This window comes from Actinacidiphila yanglinensis, from assembly GCF_900107965.1.
Taxonomy (GTDB): domain Bacteria; phylum Actinomycetota; class Actinomycetes; order Streptomycetales; family Streptomycetaceae; genus Actinacidiphila; species Actinacidiphila yanglinensis.
Genome location: NZ_FNVU01000007.1, coordinates 395,115 through 421,215, shown reverse-complemented (window position 1 = coordinate 421,215; position 26,101 = coordinate 395,115). Strand labels below are relative to the sequence as shown.

Here is a 26,101-nt window from a genome sequence, read left to right as displayed (position 1 = left end):
TTCGAGATGAGGGCTCCCACCCACTTGATGGGGTAAGGCTCCCAGTAGACGACTGGGTTGATAGGCCGGATGTGGAAGCCTCGTGAGGGGTGGAGCTGACCGGTACTAATAGGCCGAGGGCTTGTCCATATTTGTTCGCGTCCACTGTGTAGTTCTGAAGCAACCAGCGTGTTGTTTCGTAGTGTTTCGGTGGTCATAGCGTTAGGGAAACGCCCGGTTACATTCCGAACCCGGAAGCTAAGCCTTTCAGCGCCGATGGTACTGCAGGGGGGACCCTGTGGGAGAGTAGGACACCGCCGAACAATTCTTGAGCCCCGGCTCCCGATTCCGATCGGGGGCCGGGGCTTTTTTGCGTTGTGGGGCGCTGTAGCGTGAGTGTGTGCAGTACGACCTGGTGATCTTCGACAATGACGGCGTGCTGGTGGACAGCGAGCCGATCTCCAACCGCATCCTCGCCGACCACCTGACCGGGGCCGGCCACCCCACCACCTACGAGGAGTCGGTCCGCGACTTCATGGGTGCCGCCTCGCACCGCATCCACGATCTGGTCCGCGAGCGGTCGGGTGCGGCGCTGCCCGCCGACTTCGACACGACGTACCACGCGCGGGTGTTCGCCGCTTTCGAGCGGGAACTCGAGGCCGTCGACGGTGTGGCGGAGGTGCTGGACAAGCTGACGGCGGACGGGGTGCCGTACTGCCTCGCGTCGTCCGGGAGCCACGAGCGGATCCGGGTCGCGCTGCGGAAGACCGGCCTGTACGCGCGGTTCGGGGAGGAGCGGATCTTCTCGGCCGAGGACGTGGGGCGCGGCAAGCCGGCGCCCGACCTGTTCCTGCACGCTGCCCGCGTCCTCGGATTCGCCCCCGAGCGCTGTGCCGTGGTGGAGGACAGCCGGCTCGGCGTGCAGGCGGCCCGTGCGGCCGGCATGGACGTCTACGGCTTCACCGCGATGACACCGGCCGAGGAACTGGCGGGGGCCACCGCGCTCTTCGGGACGATGGCGGAGCTGCCCGGCCTGCTGTCCCGCTGAGCCGTTCCGTTGAGCTGAGGTCTCCCCCTGCGCGGCCCTCCGGGGATTCGCGCGCCACGGGACCTACTCATCCGTAGCTTTCCCGCCTACCCTGCTCGCTTATGACGGACGTCACACGCCCGCAGGCCCTGCGGTACGGCCGGGCCGCCCTCGCGGTCAGCTTCTTCGCGCAGGGCGTCCTCTTCGCGCTGCTCGTCACCCGTATCCCGGCGATCCAGGACCGCTACGGGATCAGTGACGGGCTGCTCCCGGTGTTCCTGGCCGCGGTGCCGATCCTGGCCGGGGTCGGGAGCGTGCTGACCGAGCAGCTGGTGAAGCGGGTGCGGCCGAGCGTGGTGCTGCGCTGGGTCCAGCCGGTGGTCGGGCTGGTGCTGGTCGGGCTGGGCGCGGGGGACCGGATGTGGGTGGCCGCCGTGACGCTCGCCCTGTTCGGGGTGTGCGTGGGCGGCCTGGACGCGTCGATGAACATGCTCGGGGTGAGCCTCCAGCGGGCCTGGGGGCAGAGCATCATGCTGGGCTTCCACGCGGCCTACAGCCTGGGCGGCATCGTGGGGGCGTCGCTGGCGTGGTCGGGCGCGCACTGGCACTTCGCGCTGTTCTCGCTCTACGGCCCCGCGGTGCTGGTGCTGATCCCGCTGACCCTCACCGCGAGCCGCTGGTACCGGGACCAGGAGCCCGACGACGGGGCCGGCGGCGGCCCGGTGGTGCCGTACGGGCCCGAACCGGCCGGGGCCGCCGACCGGGGCCCCGGCAGGCCGTCCACCGCCCGTCCCGGGGCGTCCTCGGGCCCGCAGCAGGTCGTGATGCGCATGCTGCTGCCGCTGTGCCTGGTGATGGCGTTCGCGTACATCGGCGACTCGACGGTCTCCAACTGGTCCGCGAAGTACCTCCAGGACACCCTGCACAGCTCGGACCAGCTCTCCACGGTGCCGTACGCGGTCTACATGGTGACGACGCTGATCGGGCGGGCGGTCGGGGACCAGGGGGTGCGGCGGTTCGGGGCGGTCACGGTCGTGCGGCTGGGCACGGTGGTCGCGATGGCCGGGTTCGCGGTGGTGGCGGTGGCGCCCGGGGCGTGGGTGGGCATGCTCGGTTTCACGCTGCTCGGGCTCGGGTTGTGCGTGATCGTGCCGCAGACCTTCGCCGCGGCCGGGCGGATGTTCCCCGACGCGTCGGACTCGGCGATCGCCCGGCTGAACATCTTCAACTACGTGGGTTTCCTGGTCGGATCGCCGCTGGTGGGGGCGCTCGGCGACGCGTGGAGCTACCGCGGCGCGATGCTCGTACCGATGGTGCTGGTCGGGGCGACGCTGCTGTACGCGCGGTCCTTCGCGGCCGGACCCGCCGGGTACGGTGTCGGCCATGAGCGGCCGCGCACAGCTGATGTGGGATGACCAGGTAACGGCGTACGACTTCGGGCCGGGGCACCCGATGGACCCGGTGCGGCTGAAGCTGACGTGGGGCCTGGTGCGGGCGTTCGGGTTGGACGCGCGGCTGAAGGTGGTGGCGGCGCCGCCGGCCGGGGAGTCGACGCTGGAACTCGTGCACCGGTCCGACTACATCGCCGCGGTGCGCCGCGCCTCGGCGGATCCGCTTGCCGCGCAGGGCGGTTCGGAGGCGCGGTACGGCATCGGCAGTATGGACAACCCGGCGTTCGCGGCGATGCACGAGGCGTCCGCGCTGATCGCCGGGCAGTCGGTGGGCGCGGCGGAGGCGGTGTGGCGGGGCGAGGCCGACCACGCGGTGAACTTCGCCGGCGGTCTGCACCACGCGATGCCGGGGGAGGCGGCGGGCTTCTGCGTCTACAACGACGCGGCGCTCGCGGTGGCGCGGCTGCTGGAGTCGGGCGCGGAGCGCGTGGTCTACGTGGACACCGACGTACATCACGGTGACGGCGTGCAGACGGCCTTCTGGGACGAGCCGCGGGTGCTGACGATCTCGCTGCACGAGAGCCCGCGCACGCTCTTCCCGCACACGGGGTGGCCGGAGGAGACCGGTGGGGCGGTGGCGGAGGGCGGCGCGGTGAACGTGGCGTTGCCGGCCGGGACCGGGGACGCGGGCTGGCTGCGGGCCTTCCACGCGGTGGTGCCGGAGCTGGTGGCGGCGTTCCGGCCGCAGGTGCTGGTGTCGCAGCACGGCGTGGACACCCACGTCGAGGACCCGTTGGCGCATCTGGCGGTGTCGCTGGACGCGCAGCGGGTGGTCGCGGAGGCGTGCCACCGGCTGGCGCACGAGCACGCGGAGGGGCGCTGGGTGGCGCTCGGCGGCGGCGGGTACGCGGTCGCGGACGTGGTGCCGCGGGCGTGGACGCACCTGGTGGGGATCGCGGCGGGCGCGCCGGTCGCGCCGGAGACCGCGGTGCCGCAGGAGTGGCAGGAGCAGGTCTATGCGCTGACCCGGGGGTCGGTGCCGGCGCGGATGACGGACGGGGCGGCGGCGCGGTGGACCGGGTTCGACGACGGCGGGTACGACCCGGCGTCGCGGCTGGACCAGGCGGTGCTGGCCACGCGGCGGGCGGCGTTCCCGCTGCACGGGCTGCTGCCCTGACCCAGAGGGCGGGCAACCGGCGGGATGGCCGTGACCCGATCCAGTGGGTCGCCGCGGCCCCACCGACCCACTCGTCGGGGTGATTTCGGAGGATTCGTCATGCGCGGATCCCGGGGATCCGGGCAGGATCGGGCACGTGGTGAGTGTGGGTGCGCTGCGCGCACATCTGGTGGCGGTCGGCCTTGCGGGCAAGGTGACCACTGCGCGTGAGCAGAGCCTGGTGAACTACGGCCTGTTCGCGGCGCGTGATCCGCGGCAGACCTGCGGTCTCGATCCGGACGGCGAGTGGAGCCGGTCCGATCTGCTGCGCCTGATGGCCGACCGGTGCGGGGTGTCGGCCGATCCGCGGCAGACCTCGGGGCAGGACGCGATCGATCCGGACCGTACGGTCGCGGCGCTGGACGCGTTCGCGGAACGCCTGGCACGGGCCGCGCACGACCGCTCCCCCGTCCTCTTGGGCACAGGACATCCACATCGTCTCCTCGGATTCTACGCAACTTTGGCGGCCGCCTTGTCGGCGGCAGGCTGCCAAGTGCTCACCCCGCACTACGATCACTGCATGCGGATGTCCACACACTTCGGCGTACGTGCGCACAAGCTCAGCTACGTCGGCGGGGTGGCTCTGGTGCGTTCCGAGGGGGCGGAAGGAGGGGCGCACACGCACTCGCCGCTGCCGGTCCGGGCGGCCCTGGCGGCCACCGCCGAGCAGGCCGGGACGCTGCCGAAACTGGTGGTGGGAGACCACGGATTCGTCTGCGGAGCAGGACAGTTGGGCATCGAGGCGATCGGCCTGGGGGACTGCGACGACCCGGCTGTTTTCGTGGCGGAGGCGGAGGGCAGGGTGTCGGTGGCCGTACCACTCGACGACACCGCCCGCTCGGATCATTACCGGCCGGTCACCAGGTACGTGCTCAAAAGTGCGTGGCTCGCACAGTAGTCAACCCTTGGCAACTCCTCTTCCCCACTTGCATCATCCGCCCCTAATCTGATGGGGAGCGCACATGCCTGTTTGGAGTCGCCGGAGGGGAAGCCGGTGGCCGTCATGTGCGGAAGGTTCAGGTGTGTCATGGCAGTAACTGAAAGTCGGCCTCTGAACGAGGTCGTGTTCCTCACCGTCGCCGAAGTAGCGGCCGTGATGAGGGTGTCGAAGATGACCGTGTACCGGCTGGTGCACAGCGGTCATCTGCCGGCGATCCGCGTGGGGCGGTCGTTCCGGGTTCCGGAGCAGGCCGTGCACGACTACCTGCGCGAGTCCTATGTGGGGGTGGAATCTGCCTGAGCTGCCCGAGGCGGCCCGGTGACGGGTCGGTGACGGACCGCGTGGGCCTCGGTTACGTTCGTCCGCTCGGGGCGGGTAGGCTAGGCCGACGTAGGTCGTGTGGGCTCGGACGCCCCGCACCGAGTGAAACCGAAGCGAGGGTAGTCGTGGGCTCAGTCATCAAGAAGCGGCGTAAGCGTATGGCGAAGAAGAAGCATCGCAAGCTTCTCAAGCGGACGCGAGTTCAGCGCCGTAACAAGAAGTAAGCGAGCTCTTCTGCCGCTCTCCTGCCCCCTTCCTCCGCCTGATTCAGGGCGGGCGAAGGGGGCAGTGGCATGGGAGGGGGCAGGGAAGCGACCGGTCAGGGCGCGGGGCGTTTCGTCACCGTCGCGCAACAGCGGCGGGGTACGGTGACAGCATTCCCCTAGGAAGGCGCTGAACGTGGGCAAGGTGGTGCTCGTCACCGGAGTCGCGCGGCAGCTCAGCGGGCGGTTCGTCCGCCGCGTGCAGCGCGAGCCCGAGGTCGACCGCGTGGTCGCGGTGGACGCGGTGCCACCGGAGCACGACCTGGGGGACGCCGAGTTCGTCCGGGCCGACATCCGGCAGCCGATGATCGGCAAGGTGCTTGCCCAGCACTCCGTGGACACCGTGGTGCACCTGGACGTCAGCGGCACCCCGCTGGGCTCCGGCGGGCGCGCGCAGGCCAAGGAGACCAACGTCATCGGCACGATGCAGTTGCTCGGCGCGTGCCAGAAGGCGCCGACGGTGCGGCGGCTGGTGGTGAAGTCCACGACGAGTGTCTACGGTTCGGCGCCGCGCGACCCGGCCGTGTTCACCGAGACCACCCCGGTCAAGTCGCTGCCCAGCGGCGGCTTCGCGAAGGACGCGGTCGAGGTCGAGGGCTACGTGCGCGGCTTCGCCCGGCGCCGGCCGGACGTCGCGGTGGCGGTGCTGCGGTTCGCGAACATCCTGGGCCCGCGGGCGGACACCCCGCTGGCGGAGTTCTTCGACCTGCCGGTGCTGCCGACCGTGTTCGGCTACGACCCCAGGCTGCAGTTCGTGCACGAGGACGACGTCAACGAGGTGTTGGTGGTCGCGTCCACCGAGGCGCGGCGCGGGACCCTCAACAGCGGCACGTTCAACATCGCCGGCGACGGGGTGCTGCTGCTCTCGCAGACCGCGCGCAGGCTGGGCCGCCCGACCGTACCGGTGCTGCTGCCCGCGGTGACCTGGGTGGGCCGGGTGCTGCGGACCGCGGGTGTGACGGACTTCTCCAGCGAGCAGATCCGGCTGCTCACCCACGGCCGGGTGGTCGACACCCGGCAGATGCGCGAGACGCTGGGCTTCCGCGCCGCGTACACCACCGCCGAGACCTTCCACGACTTCGCCCGGACCCGCCCGGCCGGCCTGCTGCCGCCCGCGCGGCTGTCGGCCGCGGTCGACGGGGTGGCGGACCGGGTGCGGCGAGCGGACCCGGTGCGATGAGCGGTGAACACGGCGGCGCCGGACCACGTAGGACCCAAGGGCACGCAGCGGCAGAAGGAGCGGCAGCCATGACGGACGCGAAGGTCCTTCCCTTCGGGGACGACGCCCGTCGCCGCGGGAGTGGTGGCGGGACCGGGGCGAGGCGGTCACGGGGCCGGGAGCGCAAGCCGGGTGCGCCGGCGCCGGCACAGAAGGCCGAGAGCGGCCCCCAGGCGCCGCTGGCGGCCGTACCGGAGGACGGTCCGGGCATTCCGGCGCAGGCGGACGGCTCGGAGCCCGCAGCGGCCGCGGACGGCCCGCGGGACGAGGCTCCCGCCGGGTCCGGGCCCGACGCGTCCGACACCTCCGACGCGTCCGGGTCCGGTCCGGGCACGTCGCTGCCCGCGGCGCTCGGCGCGGTCGCGGACCGGCTGCTCGGCGGGCCGTGGGAGCAGAAGGTCGCGGCGGGGCTGTCCTTCCTGCGGCGCCGGGTGACGGGGGACTACGACGTCGACGAGTTCGGGTTCGACCCCGACCTGACCGACCAGGTGCTCCTGTCGCTGCTCCGGCCCATGTACGAGGGGTACTTCCGGGTCGAGGTCAAAGGCATCGAGAACATCCCCGCGGAGGGCGGTGCCCTGGTGGTGTCGAACCACTCCGGGACGCTGCCGATCGACGCGCTGATGACGCAGGTGGCCGTGCACGACCACCATCCGGCCGGGCGGCATCTGCGACTGCTCGCCGCGGACCTGGTGTTCGTCCTCCCGGTCGTCAACGAGCTGGCGCGGAAGGCCGGTCACACCCTCGCCTGCGCGGAGGACGCGCAGCTGCTGCTGGAGCGGGGCGAGGTGGTCGGGGTGATGCCCGAGGGCTTCAAGGGCATCGGCAAGCCGTTCTCCGAGCGGTACAAGCTCCAGCGGTTCGGGCGCGGCGGGTTCGTGGCGACCGCGCTGAAGACGAGGGTGCCGATCGTGCCGTGCTCCGTGGTGGGCGCGGAGGAGATCTACCCGATGATCGGCAACTCCCGTACCCTCGCGCGGATCCTCGGCATCCCGTACTTCCCGCTCACCCCCACCTTCCCGTGGCTCGGCCCGCTCGGCCTGCTGCCCCTGCCGACCAAGTGGACGATCCAGTTCGGCGAGCCCATCGCCACCGACACCTACCCGCCCGAGGCCGCGGACGACCCGATGCTCGTGTTCAACCTGACCGACCAGGTGCGCGAGACGATCCAGCACACGCTGTACGAACTTCTGGTGGAGCGGCGGTCGGTGTTCTTCTGAGGAGCTCGGTGCTCCTCCGGTGAGCCCGGACGAAGAGGGGCGGTCGACCCGTTGCGGGTGACCGCCCCTCTGCGTGCTCTGCGTGCCGGCTGCGGCGCTCCCGGCTCAGCCCTGGTCGTCGTCGCTGCTGGTCAGGCCGAGACCCGGAAGGAGACCGGGCAGCAGCGGGGGCAGCTCGACGGAGTGCGGTGTGGTGGGGGTCTCCGTCGGGGTCGTCCCGGTGGTGGGCTGTCCGGTGGGCGTGTCGAACAGGTTGCCCGAGCCGCCGATGAGCCCGTCGGGAACGCTGCCGGAGGGCGACGGGCTGGGGGTCTGACCGCTGTCCTCGCCCGCCGAGCCCTTCGCCGTGGTGGTGGCGGACGGGGTGCCCGACGGCCCGCCGGTGGGCGTACCGCCGCTGTGGCCGGACCCGTTGCCGGTCCCGCCGCGGGTGGCGGGCGTGCCGGGGGTGTCCTTCTGCGGCAGGGAGAGCGGAGCGACCTCCGCGTCTATGGCGTCGAAGAGCGAGGTCACCTGGTCGGAGACGTCGGCGAGTTGGCTGGGCAGCTTCCCGCTGAGATCGGTCCAGCTCTCCCGGTGGCTCTCCGCGAAGGTGTTCAGCAGCTCCATCGGCTGCAGCGAGCCGTCCTTCCGGTAGGCCGCCGTGAGCAGCCGGTGCCCCTCGGACGCCTCCTGGTTCATCCCGGACAGCGCCCTGCGCACCTCGCCGACCGACTCGTCGTCGAGCTGTCCGCCGCGCCCGCGGTCCATCAGCCGGCGCGCCTCCTGCATGCGGGTGGACGCCATGTCGAGGTAGACCTTGCCGCGGGAGGCGTCGTTGCCCGCCATGTCGAGCTTGATGTCCTCCATGCTGCGCTTGAGGCCGTACAGGCTGTCCCCGGGAAGCGCGTTGGTACTCGCCGCCGCGACTCCGCCGAAGGCACCCGCGGCGACCCCCATGGTCAGCCCGCCCACCGCGATCCGGCGCGACAGCCGGGAGCGCGGCGCGAGCCTGCGCAGCGCGGACGCGGGCCGGCTGCTCTCGGCGCGCTGCTCGGGCACCCGGGCGGTGGCGCGGAAGCTGCCGTCGGCGATCGCCTGCTCCATGGCCGCGATGAGCTGGGCGCGCTGCACCGTCTTGCTCTCGGGGTCCATGGCGGGGCGGGGGCGCCGGCCGAGGGCGCCGGCGAGCGCGACCATCGAGACCTGCTCGGGGTCGGCGTTCCGGTCGGCGGCATGGGAGCCGTGTCCCGCGCCGTGCCCACCGGCGCTGTGCGCGCCGTGTTTGTCCCGACCGCCGGAACCGGTGCCACGGGCACCGGTCCTGGGGTCGTCGGCAGTGGCGTCCGCACCGGCACCGGCGCCGTGCTCACCGGTGGTCTCCTCGCGGCCGCCGTCCAGCCCGGCGTCCTCGACCGCCTGGGCGAAGGCGTTCGCCCGGCGGTGTGCCGTTGCCTGTCCGATCACGGGCGGCACCTCCTCTCGTCTCCACACTCGACTCCCTCAGCCGTCCGGAAGGTTGCCCTGCCCGATGCCGTCCACCCGATCGGGTGAAAAACGCTGAGCGGCGTGCGGCGCGGAAGTGTCTGCATGTGATGCAACGAGTGCCGGTCCGGTTGGGTTACGCAGGTCTGATGATCGGGCAGGGCGCACCGCACGCGGGGCTCACCTGGCGTCTTCGGGCAGCAGGCGGGCCAGGGTGCGTACGGCACGGTACTGGAGCGTCTTGATGGCTCCCTCGTTCTTGCCCATCACGCGGGCGGTCTCGGCCACCGACAGGCCCTGCAGGAAGCGCAGCGTGATGCATTCCTGCTGCTGCGGGTTGAGTTTGCGGACGGCGGTGAGCAGCGCCTCGTTGGAGAGCTGTTCCAGGACCGATTCCTCGGGGCTGCGGGCCACCTCGTTGGCGTCCAGCATTTCGCCGGTGGTCACTTCGAGCCGGAATCTGCTCGACTTGAAATGGTCGGCGACCAGATTCCTGGCGATGGTGACCAGCCAGGCGCCGAAATCGCGGCCCTGCCAGGTGAAGGTGCCGATCCGGCGCAGGGCGCGCAGGAACGTCTCGCTGGTCAGGTCCTCGGCGGTCGCCTTGGAGCCGACGCGGTAGTAGATGTAGCGGTAGACGGTGTCGCTGTAGTGGTCGTACAGCCGCCCGAAGGCCTCGGTCTCGCCCGCCTGCGCGGCTTCGACCAGGTCCATCATGCGGCCGCTGTCGGTGTCCGACGCGGGCCGTCGGGCTTGGGTGGCGCGGTCGGCGGCGGTCTGGCCGCGCTGCGGGCCACTGGTGCGGGTGCGTCTGCCTGCGGCGGTGCTGACTTCGGCAAGGGCGTAGGCCGAGCCGGGGACGGTGGGACCGGACGTGGCGAGGGTGGGCACGGCGTACGCGGGGACCGTACGCGGCAACTGGTCGAGGACCAGAGCGCGCAGCGCAGCCAGGCCGGAGGTGACAACCCCGTCGTGTGGGTACACGGGACTCCCAGAGGCAGAACTTCCATCACGTGCAGTACGGGACCGTTCACCCGTCGTGGCGACGTGTGGGTACCGGAATGCGTCTGAGGAGAATAACGCTTCGTACAGGCGACGCTACACCGAGTTGTGGAATTCGCCGTTTCCGGCACTTCCTGTGCGGAATGGTGATCGACCAATTATCGAACAGGGCACGCCAGTTGACCACTTCCGGTCGTGAAGCGCTCGTGTGAAGCGCGTGTTGTGTCCGTGTCGAGGTCCGCCGGAAGTACGGCCGGACGTCGGTCGGAGGGTGGTCGGCGGGCGACCGCAACGCGCGGGGGAGCCGCCGGATCCGCCCCGGGAAGGGCGGCGCGGGCGGCCCCCGCGGTTCAGCGGTAGCGGCGCCGGACGGCCACCGCGGCCAGGACCCCGCCCGCGACGGCGCCCATGCCCGCGGCCGCCGGGACGCCGATCTTCACGGCCTTGCGCCCCGTGCGGTAGTCCCGCAGCCGCCAGCCCTCCGCGCGCGCGTGCCGGCGCAGCGCGCTGTCGGGGTTGACCGCGTACGGGTGCCCGACCAGCGAGAGCATCGGGATGTCGTTGGTGGAGTCGCTGTACGCCGCGCACCGCGACAGGTCCAGGTCCTCGGCGGTCGCCAGCGCGCGGACCGCCTCCGCCTTGGCCGGGCCGTGCAGCGGCTCGCCGACCAGCCGCCCGGTGTAGACCCCGCCGACCGACTCGGCGACCGTGCCGAGCGCCCCGGTCAGCCCGAGCCGGCGGGCGATGATCGTCGCGGTCTCCACGGGCGCGGCCGTGACCAGCCAGACCCGCTGCCCGGCGTCGAGGTGGGCCTGGGCGAGCGCCCGGGTGCCCGGCCAGATCTTGCCGGCCATGTACTCGTCGTAGATCTCCTCGCCGATGCTCATCAGTTCCTCGACGCGGTGCCCCTTGACGATGGACAGCGCGCTGTCGCGGGCGTCCTGCATGTGTTCGGGGTCCTCGGAACCGGCCAACCGGAAGTACGCCTGCTGCCAGGCGAAGCGGAGCAGGTCGCGCTTGTCGAAGAACTTCCGCTTGTACAGCCCGCGGCCGAAGTGGAAGAGGGCGGCACCCTGCATCACGGTGTTGTCGAGGTCGAAGAAGGCGGCGGCCCGGGGGTCGCCCGCGACCGGGAACGGAGGTTCGTGCGATTCGGCGGTCGCGTCGGCCGACCGCGCCCCACTGTCGAGCGCGGCCTCCGCGGCGGCCTCTCCTGCCAGCACGCTCCGCTCGGTGGCGGACTGCCTACGGGGGGTGAGCCATTTGAGAGCGGCCATGGCGCGAGCATAACCAGATCAGGGGTCGGGGCCGCTTCGCCCGGGATGCGGGCGCGTGAACGGGGCGGGACACAATGGCGGGTATGACGACGACGCCCCCGAAGACGGTGACCCTGATCGGCAAGCCCGGCTGCCACCTGTGCGACGACGCCCGCGCCGTGGTGGAGCGGGTCGCGGCGCAGACCGGCGCGGAGGTGACCGAGCAGGACATCACCCAGGACGCCGAGTTGTACGACCGGTACTGGGAGCAGATCCCGGTGGTGCTGGTCGACGGCGAGCAGCACACCTTCTGGCGGGTCGACGAGCAGCGGCTGCGGGCGGCCCTCACCGCCTGACCCGCCGGTAGGCCCACGTGAATCCGTGCACGAACGCATGGGCATTTTGAGCGCATTACCTCCGTACCCGCATATTCGATTACCATCGAGGGCGTTTTGTACACCCGGGGGCGATGCGTGAGGAGTGTGGACGCGTGCTTCCGGGCCGGACCGAGGGTGCGTACGGCTATGCCGTCGTCGACCTGGAGGCGACCGGATCGTCCTCGCACCGGCACCGGGTGGTCGAACTCGCGGTGCTGCTGCTGGACCAGGACCTGGTGCCGCAGGGCGAGTTCACGACCCTGGTCGACCCGCAGGGGCCGGTCGGCCCCACCCACATCCACGGCATCGAGCCGGAGCACCTGAGCGAGGCGCCGCGGTTCGACGCGATCGCCGCGCGGCTGCTGGCGCTGTTGCGCGGCCGGGTGCTGGTCGGGCACAACGTCGGCTGCGACCGGGCGTTCCTGGTCGCCGAGTACGCACGCCTGGGACTGCGGCTGCCCCCGGTGCCCGAGGTGTGCACGATGCGGATCGCGGGCGCCGGCGCGGGCCGCTCCCCGTACGGGCTGTCGCTGCGAGCCTGCGCCGCGGCGATCGGGCTCACCGACTGGAGTCCGCACACCGCGCTCGGTGACGCCCGCGCGACCGCGGCGCTGCTGGCCCACCACGCCCCGGCGCTGCCCGGGTTGTCCGAGGCGCTGGCCGCCGCGGCCGCGCTGCACTGGCCGGAGCCGTCCGGTGCGCTGGCCTCGGCGGAGGGGTTGTGGGTGCGGCGCAGCAACGATTCGGGGCGGCGAACAGTGCCGAATGCCCGGCATGGGCATGCGTGATGCCCATCACTTCCGCCGGGCAAATCGGACACCATCTTTGTGCACGCGTTCACAAAGACATAGCCTGGCGTCCACGGGGCGTCCCCAAAGACCGTGGTCGCCCTCAGCCCAGCTCTACCCGCAGGAGCACCGTGGCAACTGGCCGAACACACCGTCCGGCGACCCGCGGCCGAGGAATTCCCGAGGCCACCGTCGCCAGGCTTCCGCTGTATCTGCGGGCACTGACAGCACTCTCGGAGCGCTCGGTGCCCACCGTCTCCTCCGAAGAACTCGCCGCCGCCGCCGGAGTCAACTCCGCGAAGCTGCGCAAGGACTTCTCCTACCTCGGCTCCTACGGGACCAGGGGGGTCGGCTACGACGTCGAGTACCTCGTGTACCAGATCAGCCGGGAACTCGGCCTCACCCAGGACTGGCCGGTCGTGATCGTCGGTATCGGCAACCTCGGCGCCGCCCTCGCCAACTACGGCGGGTTCGCCTCCCGCGGCTTCCGGGTCGCCGCGCTGCTGGACGCCGACGCGGGCCTGGCCGGACGGCTGGTCGCGGGCCTGCCGGTGCGGCACATCGACGAACTCGAGGCCATCGTCGCGGACAACCAGGTCTCCATCGGTGTGATCGCCACTCCGGCCGGCGCCGCCCAGGAGGTCACCGACCGCCTCGTCGCGGCCGGCGTCACCTCCATCCTGAACTTCGCGCCCACCGTGCTGTCGGTCCCCGACGGGGTGGACGTGCGCAAGGTCGACCTCTCCATCGAGCTGCAGATCCTCGCCTTCCACGAGCAGCGCAAGGCCGGTGAGGAACGCCAGGACCCGGACGGTGACGTACCCGCCGTGATGCCCGCATGAGCGAGCGCAGCGAGCACATCATGGAAAGGTGCGTCCCGGACGAAGGCCGGCCCGAGCGCAGCGAGGGATGCGCATGAGTCTTCTCGTCGTGGGGCTGAGCCACCGCACCGCACCTGTCAGCGTCCTCGAGCGCGCCGCGCTGCCCGAGGGGGCCCGCCCCAAACTGCTCCAGGACGCGGTCGCCACCGAACCGGCCACCGAGGCCGCGGTGCTGGCCACCTGCAACCGCATAGAGCTGTACGCCGACGTCGACAAGTTCCACGCCGGTGTGGCCGAACTGTCCACGCTGCTCGCCCAGCACAGCAGCGCCGGCCTGGACGAGCTGACCCCGCACCTGTACGTCCACTACGAGGACCGCGCCGTCCACCACCTGCTGTCGGTGGCCTGCGGGCTGGACTCCATGGTGGTCGGCGAGGGCCAGATCCTCGGCCAGATCAAGGACGCGCTGGCCCTCGGCCAGGAGCAGCACACCGCCGGCCGCATGATCAACGACCTGTTCCAGCAGGCGCTGCGGGTCGGCAAGCGCGCCCACTCCGAGACCGGGATCGACCGGGCCGGGCAGTCCCTGGTCACCTTCGGACTGTCCCAGCTCGCCCCCGCCACCGGCCCGTTGGCCGGCCGCAGCGCCCTGGTGGTCGGCGCCGGATCGATGTCCTCGCTGGCCGCCACCACGCTCGCCCGCGCCGGCGTGCGCGAGCTGGCCATCGCCAACCGCACCGTCGAGCGCGCCCAGCGACTGGCGGCCGCACTGGCCGAGCAGAACCCCGGCCTGACCGCCCGCGCCCTGACCATCGCCGACGTGCCCGACGCGGTCTCCCGCGCCGACCTCGTCGTGTCCTGCACCGGTTCCACCGGCCTGGTGCTGACCGCCGACGACCTCGCCGCCGCGGTCGAGCGGCGCACCGGCGACGGCCCGCTGGCCGTGCTCGACCTGGCGATGCCGCGGGACGTCGACGCGGCCGCCCACCGGATCGAGGGACTGCACTTCGCGGACATCGAGTCGCTCGCCGCGGCCTCCGCCGACGCGCCGATGGCCGCCGACGTGGACCAGGTGCGGGCCATCGTCTCCGAGGAGGTCGCCGCCTTCGGCGCGGCCCAGCGGGCGGCCCGGATCACCCCCACCGTGGTGGCGCTGCGCGCCATGGCGGCCGATGTCGTGGCGGGTGAACTTTCCCGACTCGACGGTAGGCTGCCCGATCTGGACGACAAGCAGCGCGCCGAGATCACCCAGACGGTGCGACGCGTGGTGGACAAGCTCCTGCACGCTCCGACCGTGCGGGTCAAGCAGCTCGCCGGTGAGCCCGGCGGCGCCGGGTACGCCGACGCGCTGCGCGAACTCTTCGACCTCGACCCGCAGGCGGTCGCCGCCGTCAGCCGGGCCGACACCCGGCCGCCGACCCGGGTGGCACAGAACCGAATCGAGGCGGGCCATGAGTAACCCTGCGGGGCCGGAAGGGGCGCGGCCCCCGGCCGCCGACCCCCGACCGGCCCCGGGCCACAGCGGCGCCGGCGCTCCGGCCGCCGGCCGGACACCCCTGCGGCTGGGCACCCGCCGCAGCACGCTCGCGCTGGCGCAGTCCGGCATGGTCGCCGAGCAGGTACGGCGGCTGACCGGCCGGGAGGTCGAGCTCGTCGAGATCACCACCTACGGTGACGTCTCGAAGGAGAGCCTGGCGCGGATCGGCGGCACCGGCGTGTTCGTCTCCGCGCTGCGCGACGCGCTGCTCGCCGGCGACATCGACTTCGCGGTGCACAGCCTCAAGGACCTGCCCACCACCCCGCCCGAGGGGCTGGTGATGGCCGCGATCCCGGTCCGGGAGGACCCCCGCGACGCGCTGGTGGCCCGCGACGGCCTCACCTTCGCCCAGCTGCCGGCCGGCTCCAAGGTAGGCACCGGCTCGCCGCGCCGGATGGCGCAGCTCAACGCGTGGGCACGGTCACACGGTCTGGACATCGAGACGGTCCCGATCCGTGGCAACGTTGACACCCGAATCGGGTACGTTACTTCCGGCAAGCTCGACGCGGTCGTGCTGGCCGCCGCCGGGCTGAACCGTATCGGCAGGCTCGCCGAAGCGAGCGAGCTGATCGACACCGACGTCAGCCTGCCCGCTCCCGGGCAGGGTGCGCTCGCCGTCGAATGCGCCGCTTCCGACCCGGAGTTGGCCGCACAGCTCGCCGAGCTCGACGACCCGTTCACCCGGGCCGCCGTCACCGCCGAGCGATCCCTGCTCGCCGCCCTTGAGGCCGGCTGCTCCGCCCCCGTGGGCGCGCTGGCCGACCTCGTGGACGACGGGCAGTTTACCGAGCTGCGCCTGCGCGGCGTCGTCGGGACCACCGACGGCACCACGCTGGTGCAGATGTCCACCACCGGTCCCGTACCGGCGTCGGACGACGAGGCGCGGGCCGTTGGCCGCGAACTCGCCGTGGCGATGCTCGCCAAGGGTGCGGCCGGTCTTATGGGGGAGCGCACATCTTGAACCCCGCCGCCGTCGCTACAACCAACTCGGCCGGCCCCGCGGTCGGCCCGGCCGCACCAGCCGCCGGTCACGTGACCTTCCTCGGTGCCGGGCCCGGTGACCCGGGACTGCTGACGCTGCGTGCCGTCGAGGCGCTGGCCCTCGCCGACGTGCTGATCGGCGCGAGCCACGTGCTCGACGTCGTCCGCGGCCACGCCCGCGCCGACGTGGGCACAGCCGAACCCGCCGTCAGCGGTGAGGAGTTGGCCACTGCCGACGCCGCCGCCGCTGCTGCCGCACAGCTTGTCATGGCGTCCGCGCGCACCGGCAAGCGGGTGGTCCGTGCGGTCTCCGGCGACCCCGGACTGGACGCTTCCACCGCCGAGGAGATGCTGGCCTGCGCCCAGGCCGGCATCCCGTTCGAGGTCGTCCCCGGCGTCGCCGCCGCGCTGGGCGTGCCCGCGTACGCCGGGGTGCCGCTGAGCGGCGACGTCCGGTTCGTGGACGCGGCCACCGCCTCCGACCGCTGCTGGAGCGAGATGGGCGCCAGCGCCGCGACGCTGGTGGTCTCGACCACGCTGCAGACCGTGGCCGCGGCCGCCGCCGAACTCGTCGCGGGCGGGCGCAAGCCCGACACCGCGCTCACCGTCACCGTCGCCGGCACCACCACCCGGCAGCGCACCTGGAGCGCGACGCTGGCCACCATCGGCGCCGAGCTGAAGGCCACCAAGGCGCTCCCGACGCCGGAGGGCCCGATCGCCGCGATAGCCGTGGTCGGCGAGCCCACCGCGTACCGGCAGCAGCTGTCCTGGTTCGAGACCAAGCCGTTGTTCGGCTGGCGGGTCCTGGTGCCACGCACCAAGGAGCAGGCCGCGTCCCTCTCGGACCAGCTGCGCTCCTACGGCGCGGTGCCGCACGAGGTGCCGACCATCGCGGTCGAACCCCCGCGCACCCCGCAGCAGATGGAGCGTGCGGTCAAGGGCCTGGTCACCGGGCGCTACGAGTGGATCGCCTTCACCTCGGTCAACGCGGTCAAGGCGGTGCGCGAGAAGTTCGAGGAGTACGGCCTGGACGCCCGGGCGTTCGCCGGGATCAAGGTCGCCGCGGTCGGCGAGCAGACCGCGCAGGCGCTGGTCGAGTTCGGCGTCAAGCCGGACCTGATGCCCAGCGGGGAGCAGTCCGCCGCCGGGCTGCTGGAGGACTGGCCGCCCTACGACCCGGTCTTCGACCCGATCGACCGGGTGTTCCTGCCGCGCGCCGACATCGCCACCGAGACACTGGTGGCCGGGCTGGTCGAGCTCGGCTGGGAGGTCGACGACGTCACCGCCTACCGGACGGTGCGCGCCTCGCCGCCGCCCGCCGAGACCCGTGAGGCGATCAAGGGCGGCGGCTTCGACGCGGTCCTGTTCACCTCGTCCTCGACGGTGCGCAACCTCGTGGGGATCGCCGGCAAGCCGCACAACGTGACGGTCATCGCCTGCATCGGGCCCGCGACCGCGAAGACGGCGGAGGAGCACGGGCTGCGGGTGGACGTGATGGCTCCCGAGCCGTCCGTGCACGCGCTGGCGCAGGCTCTGGCGGAGTTCGGGAGGGCCCGCCGTACCGCTGCCGAGGAGGCGGGGGATCCGGTGACGCGTCCGAGCGAGCGTCGCCCCGGCGCCCGCCGCCGCGCCCGCGTCTGAGGGTGCCCCGACCCTCCGGGGTGCCCCTGTTCGCCGGATGAGGGACCACCTGCCGGTGGTGGGTCGGGGGTGCCTCCCAGGCGGAGCTCTGGGGGAGCGCAGTTCCCCGCGCCCCTGGGTATGTGCGGCTCCTCCGCGAAAGGAGGGTCACCACCCAGGGGCGCGGGGGGCCACTCCCCCTGGCTTCGCCGGGGGCACCCCCACCCAGCCGCCAGGCTGGGGGAGAACTGCGCTCCCCCAGAGCTCCGCCTGGGGGACCCCCACACCACCGCCGGACCGCAAGGTCCCGTGTCAGCAGGACGAGGCACTTCGGGGGGTCCCGCTCACCGACTGATCGTCGGAAAGAGCACACCTCCCACGGGCGTACCGTGGAAAACCTGGCACACCCTCCCAGCGAAAGGCGGCGCAGCCATGAGCAGCCGGTACGGCGAGTTCCCCGGAGCGAGGCCGAGGCGCCTGCGGACATCCCCGGCGATGCGCCGTCTCGTCGCCGAGACGCGGCTGAACCCCGCGGAGCTGATCCTCCCGATGTTCGTCCGCGAGGGCATCAGCGACCCGGTCGAGGTCTCCTCGATGCCCGGTGTGATGCAGCACACGCGCGACACCCTGCGCAAAGCCGCCCTGGAAGCGGCCGAAGCCGGTGTCGGCGGTCTCATGCTCTTCGGCGTGCCCGAGGTCAAGGACGCGGTCGGCAGCTCCGGCACCGACCCGGACGGCATCCTCCAGCAGGGGATCCGTGACGTCATCGCGGAGGTCGGCGACGCGGTCGTGGTGATGTCCGACCTGTGCCTGGACGAGTACACCGACCACGGGCACTGCGGCGTCCTGGACGACCAGGGCCGGGTGGACAACGACGCGACGCTGGAACGTTACGCCGAGATGGCCCGGGTGCAGGCCGACGCCGGCGTCCACGTGGTCGGGGCGTCCGGGATGATGGACGGCCAGGTCGGTGTGATCCGCGACGCGCTCGACGAGATAGGGCGCCAGGACGTCTCGATCCTCGGCTACACCGTCAAGTACGCCTCCGCGTTCTACGGTCCCTTCCGGGAGGCGGTCAACTCCTCGCTGCAGGGCGACCGCAAGACCTACCAGCAGGACCCGGCGAACTTCCGCGAGTCGATGCGCGAACTGGCGCTCGATCTCGCCGAGGGCGCGGACATGGTGATGGTCAAGCCCGCGTTGCCGTATCTTGACGTGCTGAGGAAGGTCGCGGACACCGTCGACGTGCCGGTGGCGGCGTACCAGATCTCCGGTGAGTACGCGATGGTCGAGGCCGCGGCCGCGAACGGCTGGATCGACCGGGACCGTACGATCCTGGAGACGCTGACGTCGATCCGGCGGGCGGGTGCGAACATGATCCTGACCTACTGGGCCACCGAAGTCGCCCAGCGGTTGTAGCCGGAGCGGCCGGGGAACGTGACGGCCGTGGAGCGCGTGTCGAGGAAGGGGAGGGGGTCCGGATGAGCCGGGGCATACCCTCGTGGGCCACGGTGGGCGGGCTGACCGCCGCCGCCATGGCCGTGGTGTCGGTGCTGGCGATCCAGGCCAGCGGATCGTCCCCCGGGGACAGGACGCCCGTCGCCGCGCCCACCCCGCACCCCTCCGCCAGCCGGCCGGCGACGCCGCAGACCCCGCCGCCGGTGCCGCCGCACTCCAACACCGGCAAGCGGATCGTCTACTCGCTCTCGCAGCACCGGGTGTGGGTGGTGCCGCGCTCCGGGCCGACCTCCACCTTCCTGGTGCAGCCCGGCACGGTCCCGGCCAAGCCCGGCACCTACTACGTCACCGGGCGCAACGTCTCCGGTACCGGCGCCGACGGTGTGAAGATCGAGCACTCGGTGTTCTTCGAGTACACCGCCGAGACCTGGGTGGCCTTCTCCGCCCCGATCGACGACGTGGTGAAGGCGCCGTCCGCCTCGCTGCACACCGGCGCGATCCGGGTGCACCGCGCGGACGAGACCAAGCTGTGGAACAACACCGTCATCGGCTCCACGGTCGTCGTGCTGCGCTGAGCCGCCGCCCCGCCGCCCCGCCGGCCACCCCCGCCCCCGGGCCCGGCGGCCGGATCAGTCCCACCAGAACTGCCAGACCTGAGCGTCCAGCAGCGACTTGGCGTACCCCCGCAGCGTGCCGGGACCGTTCTGCGTGATGTTGTCCGGGCAGAAGGACAGGTGCTCGGCGGCGACCGCTTCGGCGTCCTCGACGGTGGCCGGCGGCACGGCGACGGTGGCGGTCAGGGTGTCGAAACCGAGGGCGACCACGCGCAGGCCGAAGCGGTCCTCCCAGGAGCGCAGCACCGCGCACAGCAGGGCGACGTCGTTCTCGTGGTTGATCGGGCCGGTCCAGCCGATCGCGGCCGGGATGTCGGCGCTGCGACGGGCGTAGACCAGCGCGGCGCGCGGGTCGTGCAGGCGGCGGGCGCGGGTGAGTTCGGCGGTGAGTTCGGCCGCGACCGTGTCGGGCAGGCCGGCGGCGGCGTCGGCGGGGTCGAGCAACCCGGGGGCGAGGCCGGGGAAGTCGGTACCGAAAGGGGCGACCAGGTCGTCCGTCGCGTCGTTCGGCGGCACGTCGTCGGTGCCGGCGGCCGGGTCCGGTACGGGCGTCCCGTCGAGGGGCTCCGTCACGGCGGCGCCGGAGGTGTCGTCGTTCTCGGCGGCGGCCGGCCACGCGTGCGCCAGGAACTCCTCGGCGTCGTGGTCTCCGGGGTAGGACATCATGCCGGGGTCGAGCTCCCAGCCCGTGACATCCTCCCCGCCGGGTATCGCGCCGGTCTCCAGCAGCACCGGCAGCAGCCCGGCTGTGCGGGCGGCCAGCAACTCCCGCCAGCTGTCAGGTGCGGCGGGGTTGTCCGCCTGCCAGAGCAGCGGCTCGTGCCAGGGGCCGTCGAAGGTGGTGTCGACCAGCCGGCCCGGCGGCAGCCGCAGACCGAGAGCGGCGCCGCTCAGGTCGTCCGCGAGCCGGGGCAGAGGGTTTGGAAGCATCGCCATGCCGAGACTGTAGGGCCGCACGCCGACACCGTGGGAACCGCGGTCCCCGGCGTGGCGCGCCGGGGACCGCGGTGGGGCGCTACAGCCGCTCCGGGCTGCGGATGCCCAGCAGTTGGAGGCCCTTGCTGAGGGTGCGGCCGGTCAGCTCGCACAGCAGCAGCCGGTTCTCCACCTGCGCCGGGCCGCCGTCCGCGGTCAGCACCGGGCACAGCTCGTAGAACGTGGTGAACAGCGACGCGAGCTGGAAGAGGTACGAGGCCAGCCGGTGCGGCTCGTAGCTCTCCGCGACCTCGGCCAGGGCGTCGCCGAACGCGTCCAGGTGCAGTCCCAGCGCCCGCTCGGCCGGCTCCAGGGCCAGCTCGGGGTGGGCGACCGGCCGCTGGTCCGGGCCGGCCTTCCGGAAGATGGACCGGGTACGGGCGTACGCGTACTGGAGGTAGACGCTGGTGTCGCCGTTGAGCGAGACCATCCGGTCCAGGTCGAAGATGTAGTCCCGGCCGAGCGAGGTGGACAGGTCCGCGTACTTCACGGCGCCGATACCGACCTGCCGGCCGTTGTCCACGATCTCCTGCTCGGACAGGCCGATCTTCTCGCCCTTCTCCCGCACCACCGCGGTGGCCCGGTCGACCGCTTCGTCGAGCAGGTCCTCCAGCTTCACGCTGGCGCCGGCCCGGGTCTTGAACGGCTTGCCGTCCGCCCCCAGCACGGTGCCGAACGGCAGGTGCCGGGCGACCACCCCGTCGGTGAGCCAGCCGGCCCGCCGCGCGGTCTCGAAGACCATCTTGAAGTGCAGCGACTGCCGGACGTCCACCACGTACAGCAGGGTGGTGGCGTGCAGGTCGCCGGTCCGGTTCCGGATCGCGGACAGGTCGGTGGCCGCGTACCCGAAGCCGCCGTCGGACTTGCGGACGATCAGCGGGACCGGGTCGCCGTCCTTGCCCTTGATGTCGTCGAAGAACACGCACAGCGCGCCCTCCGACCGCACCGCGACACCGGACTTCTCCAGCAGCTCGCAGGTCTCGACCAGCATGTCGTTGTACCCGGACTCGCCGACGATGTCGGCGTCGGCGATCTCGATGTCCAGCTTGTCGTAGACCGAGAAGAAGTAGATCTTCGACTCGTCGACGAACCGCTGCCAGGTCGCCAGCGTCTCCGGGTCGCCGGCCTGGAGGTCGACCACCCGCCGCCGCGACCGGTCCTTGAACGCCTCGTCGGCGTCGAACAGGGTGCGGGCCGACTTGTACAGCCGGTCGAGCCGGGACATGGACGCCTCGCCGGCGTCCGCGTCGGAGCCCTCGGTGTGGTCCAGCGCGTGCGGGTGCTCCAGCAGGTACTGGATCATCATGCCGAACTGGGTGCCCCAGTCGCCGATGTGGTGCCGCCGGACGACCTGCTCGCCCTCGAACTCCAGGATCTTGGCGATCGCGTCACCGATCACCGACGAGCGCAGGTGGCCGACGTGCATCTCCTTCGCGACATTCGGCTGGGCGTAGTCGATGACGGTGATGCCGGGGGCGGCCTTCTCGGGGACGCCGAGCCGGTCGTCGGCCGCCCGCAGCGAGAGGTTCGCGGTGATCGCGGCGTCGGGCACGCTGATGTTCAGGAAGCCGGGGCCGGACACCTCGACCTGCCCGACCACCTCGTCGGTGGGCAGCGCGGCGAGCACGGCCGCGGCCAGCTCCCGCGGATTGGCCTTCGCCCGCTTGGCCAGGCCCAGCACCCCGTTGGCCTGGAAGTCCGCCCGGTCGCTCCGTCGCAGCAGCGGGTCGGCATCGACGGCCGACGGCACCGCGGCCGCGAGGGCGGCGGAGACGCGCTGCTGGAGCGAGGCGGAAAGAGAGGGGACCGAGGCCATGGAGATGCCGTTCCGTGTGTGAGCGGGAAAGGAGTTGCGACGCATGGTCGCACTCATGCGAGTATCCCACGGTGCTCAGGGGCGCAACATCAGTTATCCACAGGCCGGAGCCGGGGGCGGGGCACCCCCCGGAGTTGTCCACAGCAGTGGAAATACGGGGACGCCGGGTCTGGGAGAATGAAACTGCCGGGCCGGTCCCGGCCCCTGGACCGAAGCCGCCAGGAACCCCCATCGGAACCCCCAGGAAGAAGAGGACTGTGGCTGCAAGCACCGAGGCCGACTGGGTCTCCCGTTTCGCGGACGACGTCATCGCCGAGTCGGAGCGCCGCGCCCCCGGGAAACCCGTTGTCGTCGCGTCCGGGCTCAGCCCCTCCGGCCCGATCCACCTGGGGAACCTGCGGGAGGTCATGACCCCGCACCTGGTGGCCGACGAGATCCGCCGCCGCGGCCTCGAGGTGCGCCACCTGATCTCGTGGGACGACTACGACAGGTACCGCAAGGTGCCCAAGGGCATCCCCGGGATCGACGACTCGTGGGCCGAGCACATCGGCAAGCCCCTGACGTCGGTGCCCGCCCCGGCCGGCTCCGCGTACCCGAACTGGGCGGAGCACTTCAAGGCCGCGATGACCGCCGCCCTCGCCGACCTCGGCGTGGAGTACGACGGCATCAGCCAGACCGCGCAGTACACCGCGGGCACCTACCGCGACCAGGTGCTGCACGCGATGCGGCACCGCGCCGACATCGACGCCATCCTGGCGCAGTACCGCACCAAGAAGCCCGCGCAGCCCGCCGCCAAGCAGGGCCAGAAGCCGGTGGACGACGCGGAGTTGGAAGCCGCCGAGGGTTCGGGCGCCGCCGCGGAGGACGACGGCAGCGGCGCCGGGGCCGCGTACTACCCCTACAAGCCGTACTGCGGGCAGTGCGGCAAGGACCTCACCACCGTCACCGCGTACGACGACGAGACGACCGAGCTGAGCTACACCTGCGCCTGCGGCCACGCCGAGACGGTCCGGCTGAGCGAGTTCAACCGCGGCAAGCTGGTGTGGAAGGTCGACTGGCCGATGCGGTGGGCGTACGAAGGGGTGGTCTTCGAGCCGTCCGGCGTCGACCACTCCTCGCCCGGCTCGTCCTTCCAGGTCGGCGGGGAGATCGTCGGGCCGATCTTCGGCGGCAAGCAGCCGATCGGGCCGATGTACGCGTTCGTGGGCATCTCGGGGATGGCCAAGATGTCCTCCTCCAAGGGCGGCGTCCCCACCCCGGGTGACGCGCTGCGGATCATGGAGCCGCAGATCCTGCGCTGGCTCTACGCCCGCCGCCGCCCCAACCAGTCCTTCAAGATCGCCTTCGACCAGGAGATCCAGCGGCTCTACGACGAGTGGGACGCGCTGTCCCGCAAGGTCGCCGACGGCACCGTGCTGCCCGCCGACGCGGCCGCGTACGGACGGGCGATCGGCACCGCGGGCGGCGAACTCCCGCGTACCGCCCGTCCGCTGCCGTACCGCACCCTCGCCTCGGTCGCCGATGTGACGGCCGGCGCCGAGGCGCAGACGCTGCGCATCCTCTCCGAGCTGGACCCGGAGCACCCGCTGACCTCGCTCGACGCGGTGCGGCCCCGGCTGGACCGCGCCGAGGACTGGATCTCGACGTACGTCCCGGCCGAGCAGCGGACCGTGGTGCGCGATCGGCCCGACACCGACCGCCTCGCGGCACTGGACGACGCCGACAGCGGCGCCCTCAAGCTGCTGCTCGACGGGCTGGAGTCGCACTGGTCGCTGGACGGCCTGACCACCCTCGTCTACGCGGTCCCGAAGGTCCGGGCCGGACTGGCGCCCGACGCCAAGCCGACCCCGGAGCTGAAGGTCGCCCAGCGCTCCTTCTTCGTGCTGCTCTACGAGCTGCTGGTCGGCCGCGACACCGGCCCGCGCCTGCCGACCCTGCTGCTGGCCGTCGGCCAGGACCGGGTGCGGGCGCTGCTGGGCGGTAGCTGACCGCGCGGTTCGGGCGGCCCGTCACCGGGCCGCCCGAACCGCTACGGGATGTACTCGGTCTCCGCCTCGGAGCTGAAGCGGTAGCGCAGCTCGCGGTGCGCGGCGACGAGTTCGCGCTCCTCGGGGGCGCTGCCGCCGTACGCCTGCTCCAGCAGCCGGGCGAGCTGGCGGGCGTTGGGGAAAGTGCCCTGCTCGCGGACGTACTGGCGGTAGGCGGCGAAGTAGGCTTCCTCGACCGGCACCTCGTCGGGCAGCCGCAGGGTGCCGGACGGGTAGGTCACGAGTTCGGTCTCGGGCTCCGAGCCGATCGGCACCTCGACCACCGGGGCGGCGGCCTGCTGCTGGACCTGGCCGGGCTCCTCGCTGCGCGGGCCGGGGATGGCGAAACCGTTCGCCTCGCCATGGCCGTTGACACCGCCGGCACCGTTCAAGCCGCCGGCACCATTCCCACCGTTGGCGCCGTTGACGGGGTCACCGGTCGTGCCGACGTTGCCCAGCGGGCGGGTGCGGTTGGGCCCGGCAGGCACCATCACCTGCTGCTGCGGGTGCTGCTCCTGCCCGACGAACGGCTGCGGCGGCACGTCCTGCCCGGGCACGCCCTGCGGGTCGAACGGCTGCTGGGGACCGGCGTACTGCGCCTGGCCGTAGGGGTAAGGGTGCCCCTGCGCCTGCGCGGCCTGCTGGGCGGCGAACCAGGGACTGTCGTGCGGGGCGCCCTGCCAGTCCTGCGGGTACCCCTGCTGCTCGTAGAGCCGGCGTTCGTACAACTGCCGCTCGTACTCCTGGGCCTGGGCCAGCGCCAGGTCGAACTCCTGGTCCACCTCGCCGGCCGGCCCGACCGGCTGGCGAGCCGGGGCCGTCGCCACCGCTGTCGGCTCGGCGGACGCCCCGGCGGCCTGCTCGCCGGCCGCAACGCTCTCGACCGGCGCGCTGTCGGCCGGGGCGCTCGCGCTCGCCGCCGTCAACTGCTTGGCCGCGGGGGCGATTTCGATACCCGCCGCCTCCAGGCCCGCCTCGGCGGTCTCGGACAGCGGCACGCCGTAGCGGGCCAGCCGCAGCGGCATGATGGCCTCGACCGGAGCCCTGCGCCGCCACGCGACGCCGTAACGGGCCCGCAGCCGGGCGCGGTAGACCAGTCGGTCCTGCTCGCGCCGGATGACCTCCTCGTAGGAGCGCAGCTCCCACAGCTTCATCCGCCGCCACAGCCGGAAGGTCGGCACCGGGGCGAGCAGCCAGCGGGTCAGCCGCACGCCCTCCATGTGCTTGTCCGCGGTGATGTCCGCGATCCGGCCGATCGCGTGCCGCGCGGCCTCGACCGACACCACGAACAGCACCGGGATGATCGCGTGCATGCCGACCCCGAGCGGATCGGGCCAGGCCGCGGCGCCGTTGAAGGCGATGGTGGCCGCGGTGAGCAGCCAGGCGGTCTGCCGCAGCAGCGGGAACGGGATGCGCAGCCACGTCAGCAGCAGGTCGAGCGAGAGCAGCACGACGATGCCGGCGTCCACGCCGATCGGGAAGACGTTGGCGAACCAGCCGAAGCCCTTGTGCAGGGCGAGCGTGCGCACGGCGGCGTACGAACCGGCGAAGCCGATCCCGGCGATCACCACGGCACCGGAGACGACGATACCTATCAGTATCCGGTGAGTCCGGGTCAAACGTATCGCGGCCACCCGCGACCCCTCCTGCTCCTCGGCACCTGTCCCCGTGAACTGGCCGCCCCAGACTGCCATATGCGGGCGGCTTCGCGAGGATGGGTGGGCACCGCGGCCGGCTCGCGGTCGGACAAACGTACGGATACGGGGCCGGCGACGCCGAGTTGTTACGC

Annotated in this window: 23 protein-coding genes and 2 rRNA genes; 19 read left to right on the top strand and 6 right to left on the bottom strand. The window is 72.2% G+C overall.

Annotation, left to right across the window (positions count from 1 at the left end; all coding sequences use genetic code 11):
- From C4U44_RS19380 to C4U44_RS19335, 10 genes are all read left to right on the top strand, one after another.
- A 23S ribosomal RNA gene (locus C4U44_RS19380) occupies nt 1-129 on the top strand; the annotation flags it as partial.
- 56 nt (nt 130-185) lie between these two features.
- Nucleotides 186-302 (top strand): 5S ribosomal RNA (gene rrf, locus C4U44_RS19375).
- A gap of 77 nt (nt 303-379) precedes the next feature.
- Complete coding sequence (locus tag C4U44_RS19370; RefSeq protein ID WP_103887083.1) at nt 380-1,027, top strand: HAD family hydrolase; 648 nt, start codon at nt 380-382, stop codon at nt 1,025-1,027.
- Between the two features lie 101 nt (nt 1,028-1,128).
- Nucleotides 1,129-2,421, top strand: a complete 1,293-nt coding sequence (locus tag C4U44_RS19365) for an MFS transporter (RefSeq protein ID WP_103887082.1) — start codon at nt 1,129-1,131, stop codon at nt 2,419-2,421.
- Nucleotides 2,390-3,574, top strand: coding sequence for an acetoin utilization protein AcuC (locus C4U44_RS19360; protein ID WP_103887081.1), 1,185 nt, complete (start codon nt 2,390-2,392; stop codon nt 3,572-3,574). Before C4U44_RS19365 ends, C4U44_RS19360 begins: the two co-directional genes overlap by 32 nt.
- A gap of 136 nt (nt 3,575-3,710) precedes the next feature.
- Nucleotides 3,711-4,511 (top strand): phosphatase, encoded by an 801-nt coding sequence (locus tag C4U44_RS19355; protein WP_103887080.1) that lies wholly within the window; start codon nt 3,711-3,713, stop codon nt 4,509-4,511.
- A 129-nt stretch (nt 4,512-4,640) separates the two neighbouring features.
- The gene (locus tag C4U44_RS19350) at nt 4,641-4,853 is read left to right on the top strand and encodes a helix-turn-helix domain-containing protein (RefSeq protein WP_069461998.1); all 213 of its coding nucleotides are present in this window, start codon (nt 4,641-4,643) and stop codon (nt 4,851-4,853) included.
- Nucleotides 4,854-4,882: 29 nt separating this feature from the next.
- Nucleotides 4,883-5,098, top strand: coding sequence for a 30S ribosomal protein bS22 (locus C4U44_RS43765; RefSeq protein ID WP_443057055.1), 216 nt, complete (start codon nt 4,883-4,885; stop codon nt 5,096-5,098).
- 175 nt (nt 5,099-5,273) lie between these two features.
- Nucleotides 5,274-6,317, top strand: coding sequence for an NAD-dependent epimerase/dehydratase family protein (locus C4U44_RS19340; protein WP_103887079.1), 1,044 nt, complete (start codon nt 5,274-5,276; stop codon nt 6,315-6,317).
- Between the two features lie 68 nt (nt 6,318-6,385).
- Nucleotides 6,386-7,576 carry a lysophospholipid acyltransferase family protein gene (locus C4U44_RS19335; RefSeq protein ID WP_103887078.1) on the top strand — a complete coding sequence of 397 codons (1,191 nt, stop codon included), beginning with the start codon at nt 6,386-6,388 and terminating at the stop codon, nt 7,574-7,576.
- Nucleotides 7,577-7,681: 105 nt separating this feature from the next.
- Here C4U44_RS19335 and C4U44_RS19330 read toward each other — a convergent pair whose 3' ends face one another.
- The 3 genes from C4U44_RS19330 to C4U44_RS19320 all read right to left on the bottom strand — a co-directional run bounded on the left by C4U44_RS19330 (nt 7,682) and on the right by C4U44_RS19320 (nt 11,319).
- A complete protein-coding gene (locus C4U44_RS19330; protein ID WP_103887077.1) occupies nt 7,682-9,022 on the bottom strand; it encodes a DUF5667 domain-containing protein in 1,341 nt (446 codons plus the stop codon).
- A gap of 198 nt (nt 9,023-9,220) precedes the next feature.
- Nucleotides 9,221-10,024, bottom strand: a complete 804-nt coding sequence (locus tag C4U44_RS19325) for an ECF subfamily RNA polymerase sigma factor, BldN family (protein WP_103887076.1) — start codon at nt 10,022-10,024, stop codon at nt 9,221-9,223.
- 368 nt (nt 10,025-10,392) lie between these two features.
- A complete protein-coding gene (locus C4U44_RS19320; protein ID WP_103887075.1) occupies nt 10,393-11,319 on the bottom strand; it encodes an HAD family hydrolase in 927 nt (308 codons plus the stop codon).
- Nucleotides 11,320-11,402: 83 nt separating this feature from the next.
- On the opposite strand from C4U44_RS19320, the gene C4U44_RS19315 reads away from it, so the two are divergent.
- From C4U44_RS19315 to C4U44_RS19280, 8 genes are all read left to right on the top strand, one after another.
- On the top strand, nt 11,403-11,654 hold the full coding sequence (locus C4U44_RS19315) for a glutaredoxin family protein (protein ID WP_235032185.1): 252 nt from the start codon (nt 11,403-11,405) through the stop codon (nt 11,652-11,654).
- 134 nt (nt 11,655-11,788) lie between these two features.
- Nucleotides 11,789-12,463: a 3'-5' exonuclease gene (locus tag C4U44_RS19310; protein ID WP_235032184.1), complete on the top strand. Its 675-nt coding sequence runs from the start codon at nt 11,789-11,791 to the stop codon at nt 12,461-12,463.
- A 131-nt stretch (nt 12,464-12,594) separates the two neighbouring features.
- Nucleotides 12,595-13,305 carry a redox-sensing transcriptional repressor Rex gene (locus C4U44_RS19305; protein ID WP_103887072.1) on the top strand — a complete coding sequence of 237 codons (711 nt, stop codon included), beginning with the start codon at nt 12,595-12,597 and terminating at the stop codon, nt 13,303-13,305.
- A 73-nt stretch (nt 13,306-13,378) separates the two neighbouring features.
- Entirely contained in the window at nt 13,379-14,743 is a 1,365-nt protein-coding gene (locus tag C4U44_RS19300) for a glutamyl-tRNA reductase (protein WP_103887071.1), read from the top strand.
- Complete coding sequence (gene hemC / locus C4U44_RS19295) at nt 14,736-15,782, top strand: hydroxymethylbilane synthase (protein ID WP_103887070.1); 1,047 nt, start codon at nt 14,736-14,738, stop codon at nt 15,780-15,782. The genes C4U44_RS19300 and hemC overlap by 8 nt, the downstream gene beginning before the upstream one ends.
- Entirely contained in the window at nt 15,779-17,443 is a 1,665-nt protein-coding gene (locus C4U44_RS19290; protein ID WP_103887069.1) for a bifunctional uroporphyrinogen-III C-methyltransferase/uroporphyrinogen-III synthase, read from the top strand. Before hemC ends, C4U44_RS19290 begins: the two co-directional genes overlap by 4 nt.
- A gap of 411 nt (nt 17,444-17,854) precedes the next feature.
- A complete protein-coding gene (gene hemB, locus C4U44_RS19285) occupies nt 17,855-18,841 on the top strand; it encodes a porphobilinogen synthase (RefSeq protein WP_103887068.1) in 987 nt (328 codons plus the stop codon).
- 62 nt (nt 18,842-18,903) lie between these two features.
- Nucleotides 18,904-19,455, top strand: coding sequence for a hypothetical protein (locus tag C4U44_RS19280; protein WP_103887067.1), 552 nt, complete (start codon nt 18,904-18,906; stop codon nt 19,453-19,455).
- 54 nt (nt 19,456-19,509) lie between these two features.
- On the opposite strand, the gene C4U44_RS19275 is transcribed toward C4U44_RS19280, so the two are convergent.
- Both C4U44_RS19275 and argS read right to left on the bottom strand, forming a co-directional pair.
- The gene (locus C4U44_RS19275) at nt 19,510-20,430 is read right to left on the bottom strand and encodes a DUF4253 domain-containing protein (protein WP_103887123.1); all 921 of its coding nucleotides are present in this window, start codon (nt 20,428-20,430) and stop codon (nt 19,510-19,512) included.
- A gap of 79 nt (nt 20,431-20,509) precedes the next feature.
- Nucleotides 20,510-22,285 carry an arginine--tRNA ligase gene (gene argS / locus C4U44_RS19270; RefSeq protein WP_103887066.1) on the bottom strand — a complete coding sequence of 592 codons (1,776 nt, stop codon included), beginning with the start codon at nt 22,283-22,285 and terminating at the stop codon, nt 20,510-20,512.
- Between the two features lie 257 nt (nt 22,286-22,542).
- Here argS and lysS point away from each other — a divergent pair, with 257 nt between their 5' ends.
- On the top strand, nt 22,543-24,273 hold the full coding sequence (gene lysS / locus C4U44_RS19265) for a lysine--tRNA ligase (protein WP_103887065.1): 1,731 nt from the start codon (nt 22,543-22,545) through the stop codon (nt 24,271-24,273).
- A gap of 41 nt (nt 24,274-24,314) precedes the next feature.
- On the opposite strand, the gene C4U44_RS19260 is transcribed toward lysS, so the two are convergent.
- Nucleotides 24,315-25,946: a DUF2637 domain-containing protein gene (locus C4U44_RS19260; protein WP_103887064.1), complete on the bottom strand. Its 1,632-nt coding sequence runs from the start codon at nt 25,944-25,946 to the stop codon at nt 24,315-24,317.
- Nucleotides 25,947-26,101 lie beyond the last annotated feature (155 nt).

What these genes read in the sequence shown, in the direction of transcription:
- C4U44_RS19365 (WP_103887082.1), top strand. Translation starts at nt 1,129, where the DNA reads ATGACGGACGTCACACGCCCGCAGGCCCTGCGGTACGGCCGGGCCGCC.
- C4U44_RS19360 (WP_103887081.1), top strand. Translation starts at nt 2,390, where the DNA reads ATGAGCGGCCGCGCACAGCTGATGTGGGATGACCAGGTAACGGCGTAC.
- C4U44_RS19350 (WP_069461998.1), top strand. Translation starts at nt 4,641, where the DNA reads ATGGCAGTAACTGAAAGTCGGCCTCTGAACGAGGTCGTGTTCCTCACC.
- C4U44_RS19335 (WP_103887078.1), top strand. Translation starts at nt 6,386, where the DNA reads ATGACGGACGCGAAGGTCCTTCCCTTCGGGGACGACGCCCGTCGCCGC.
- C4U44_RS19320 (WP_103887075.1), bottom strand. Translation starts at nt 11,319, where the DNA reads ATGGCCGCTCTCAAATGGCTCACCCCCCGTAGGCAGTCCGCCACCGAG.
- C4U44_RS19315 (WP_235032185.1), top strand. Translation starts at nt 11,403, where the DNA reads ATGACGACGACGCCCCCGAAGACGGTGACCCTGATCGGCAAGCCCGGC.
- C4U44_RS19300 (WP_103887071.1), top strand. Translation starts at nt 13,379, where the DNA reads ATGAGTCTTCTCGTCGTGGGGCTGAGCCACCGCACCGCACCTGTCAGC.
- hemC (WP_103887070.1), top strand. Translation starts at nt 14,736, where the DNA reads ATGAGTAACCCTGCGGGGCCGGAAGGGGCGCGGCCCCCGGCCGCCGAC.
- hemB (WP_103887068.1), top strand. Translation starts at nt 17,855, where the DNA reads ATGAGCAGCCGGTACGGCGAGTTCCCCGGAGCGAGGCCGAGGCGCCTG.
- C4U44_RS19280 (WP_103887067.1), top strand. Translation starts at nt 18,904, where the DNA reads ATGAGCCGGGGCATACCCTCGTGGGCCACGGTGGGCGGGCTGACCGCC.
- C4U44_RS19275 (WP_103887123.1), bottom strand. Translation starts at nt 20,430, where the DNA reads ATGGCGATGCTTCCAAACCCTCTGCCCCGGCTCGCGGACGACCTGAGC.
- argS (WP_103887066.1), bottom strand. Translation starts at nt 22,285, where the DNA reads ATGGCCTCGGTCCCCTCTCTTTCCGCCTCGCTCCAGCAGCGCGTCTCC.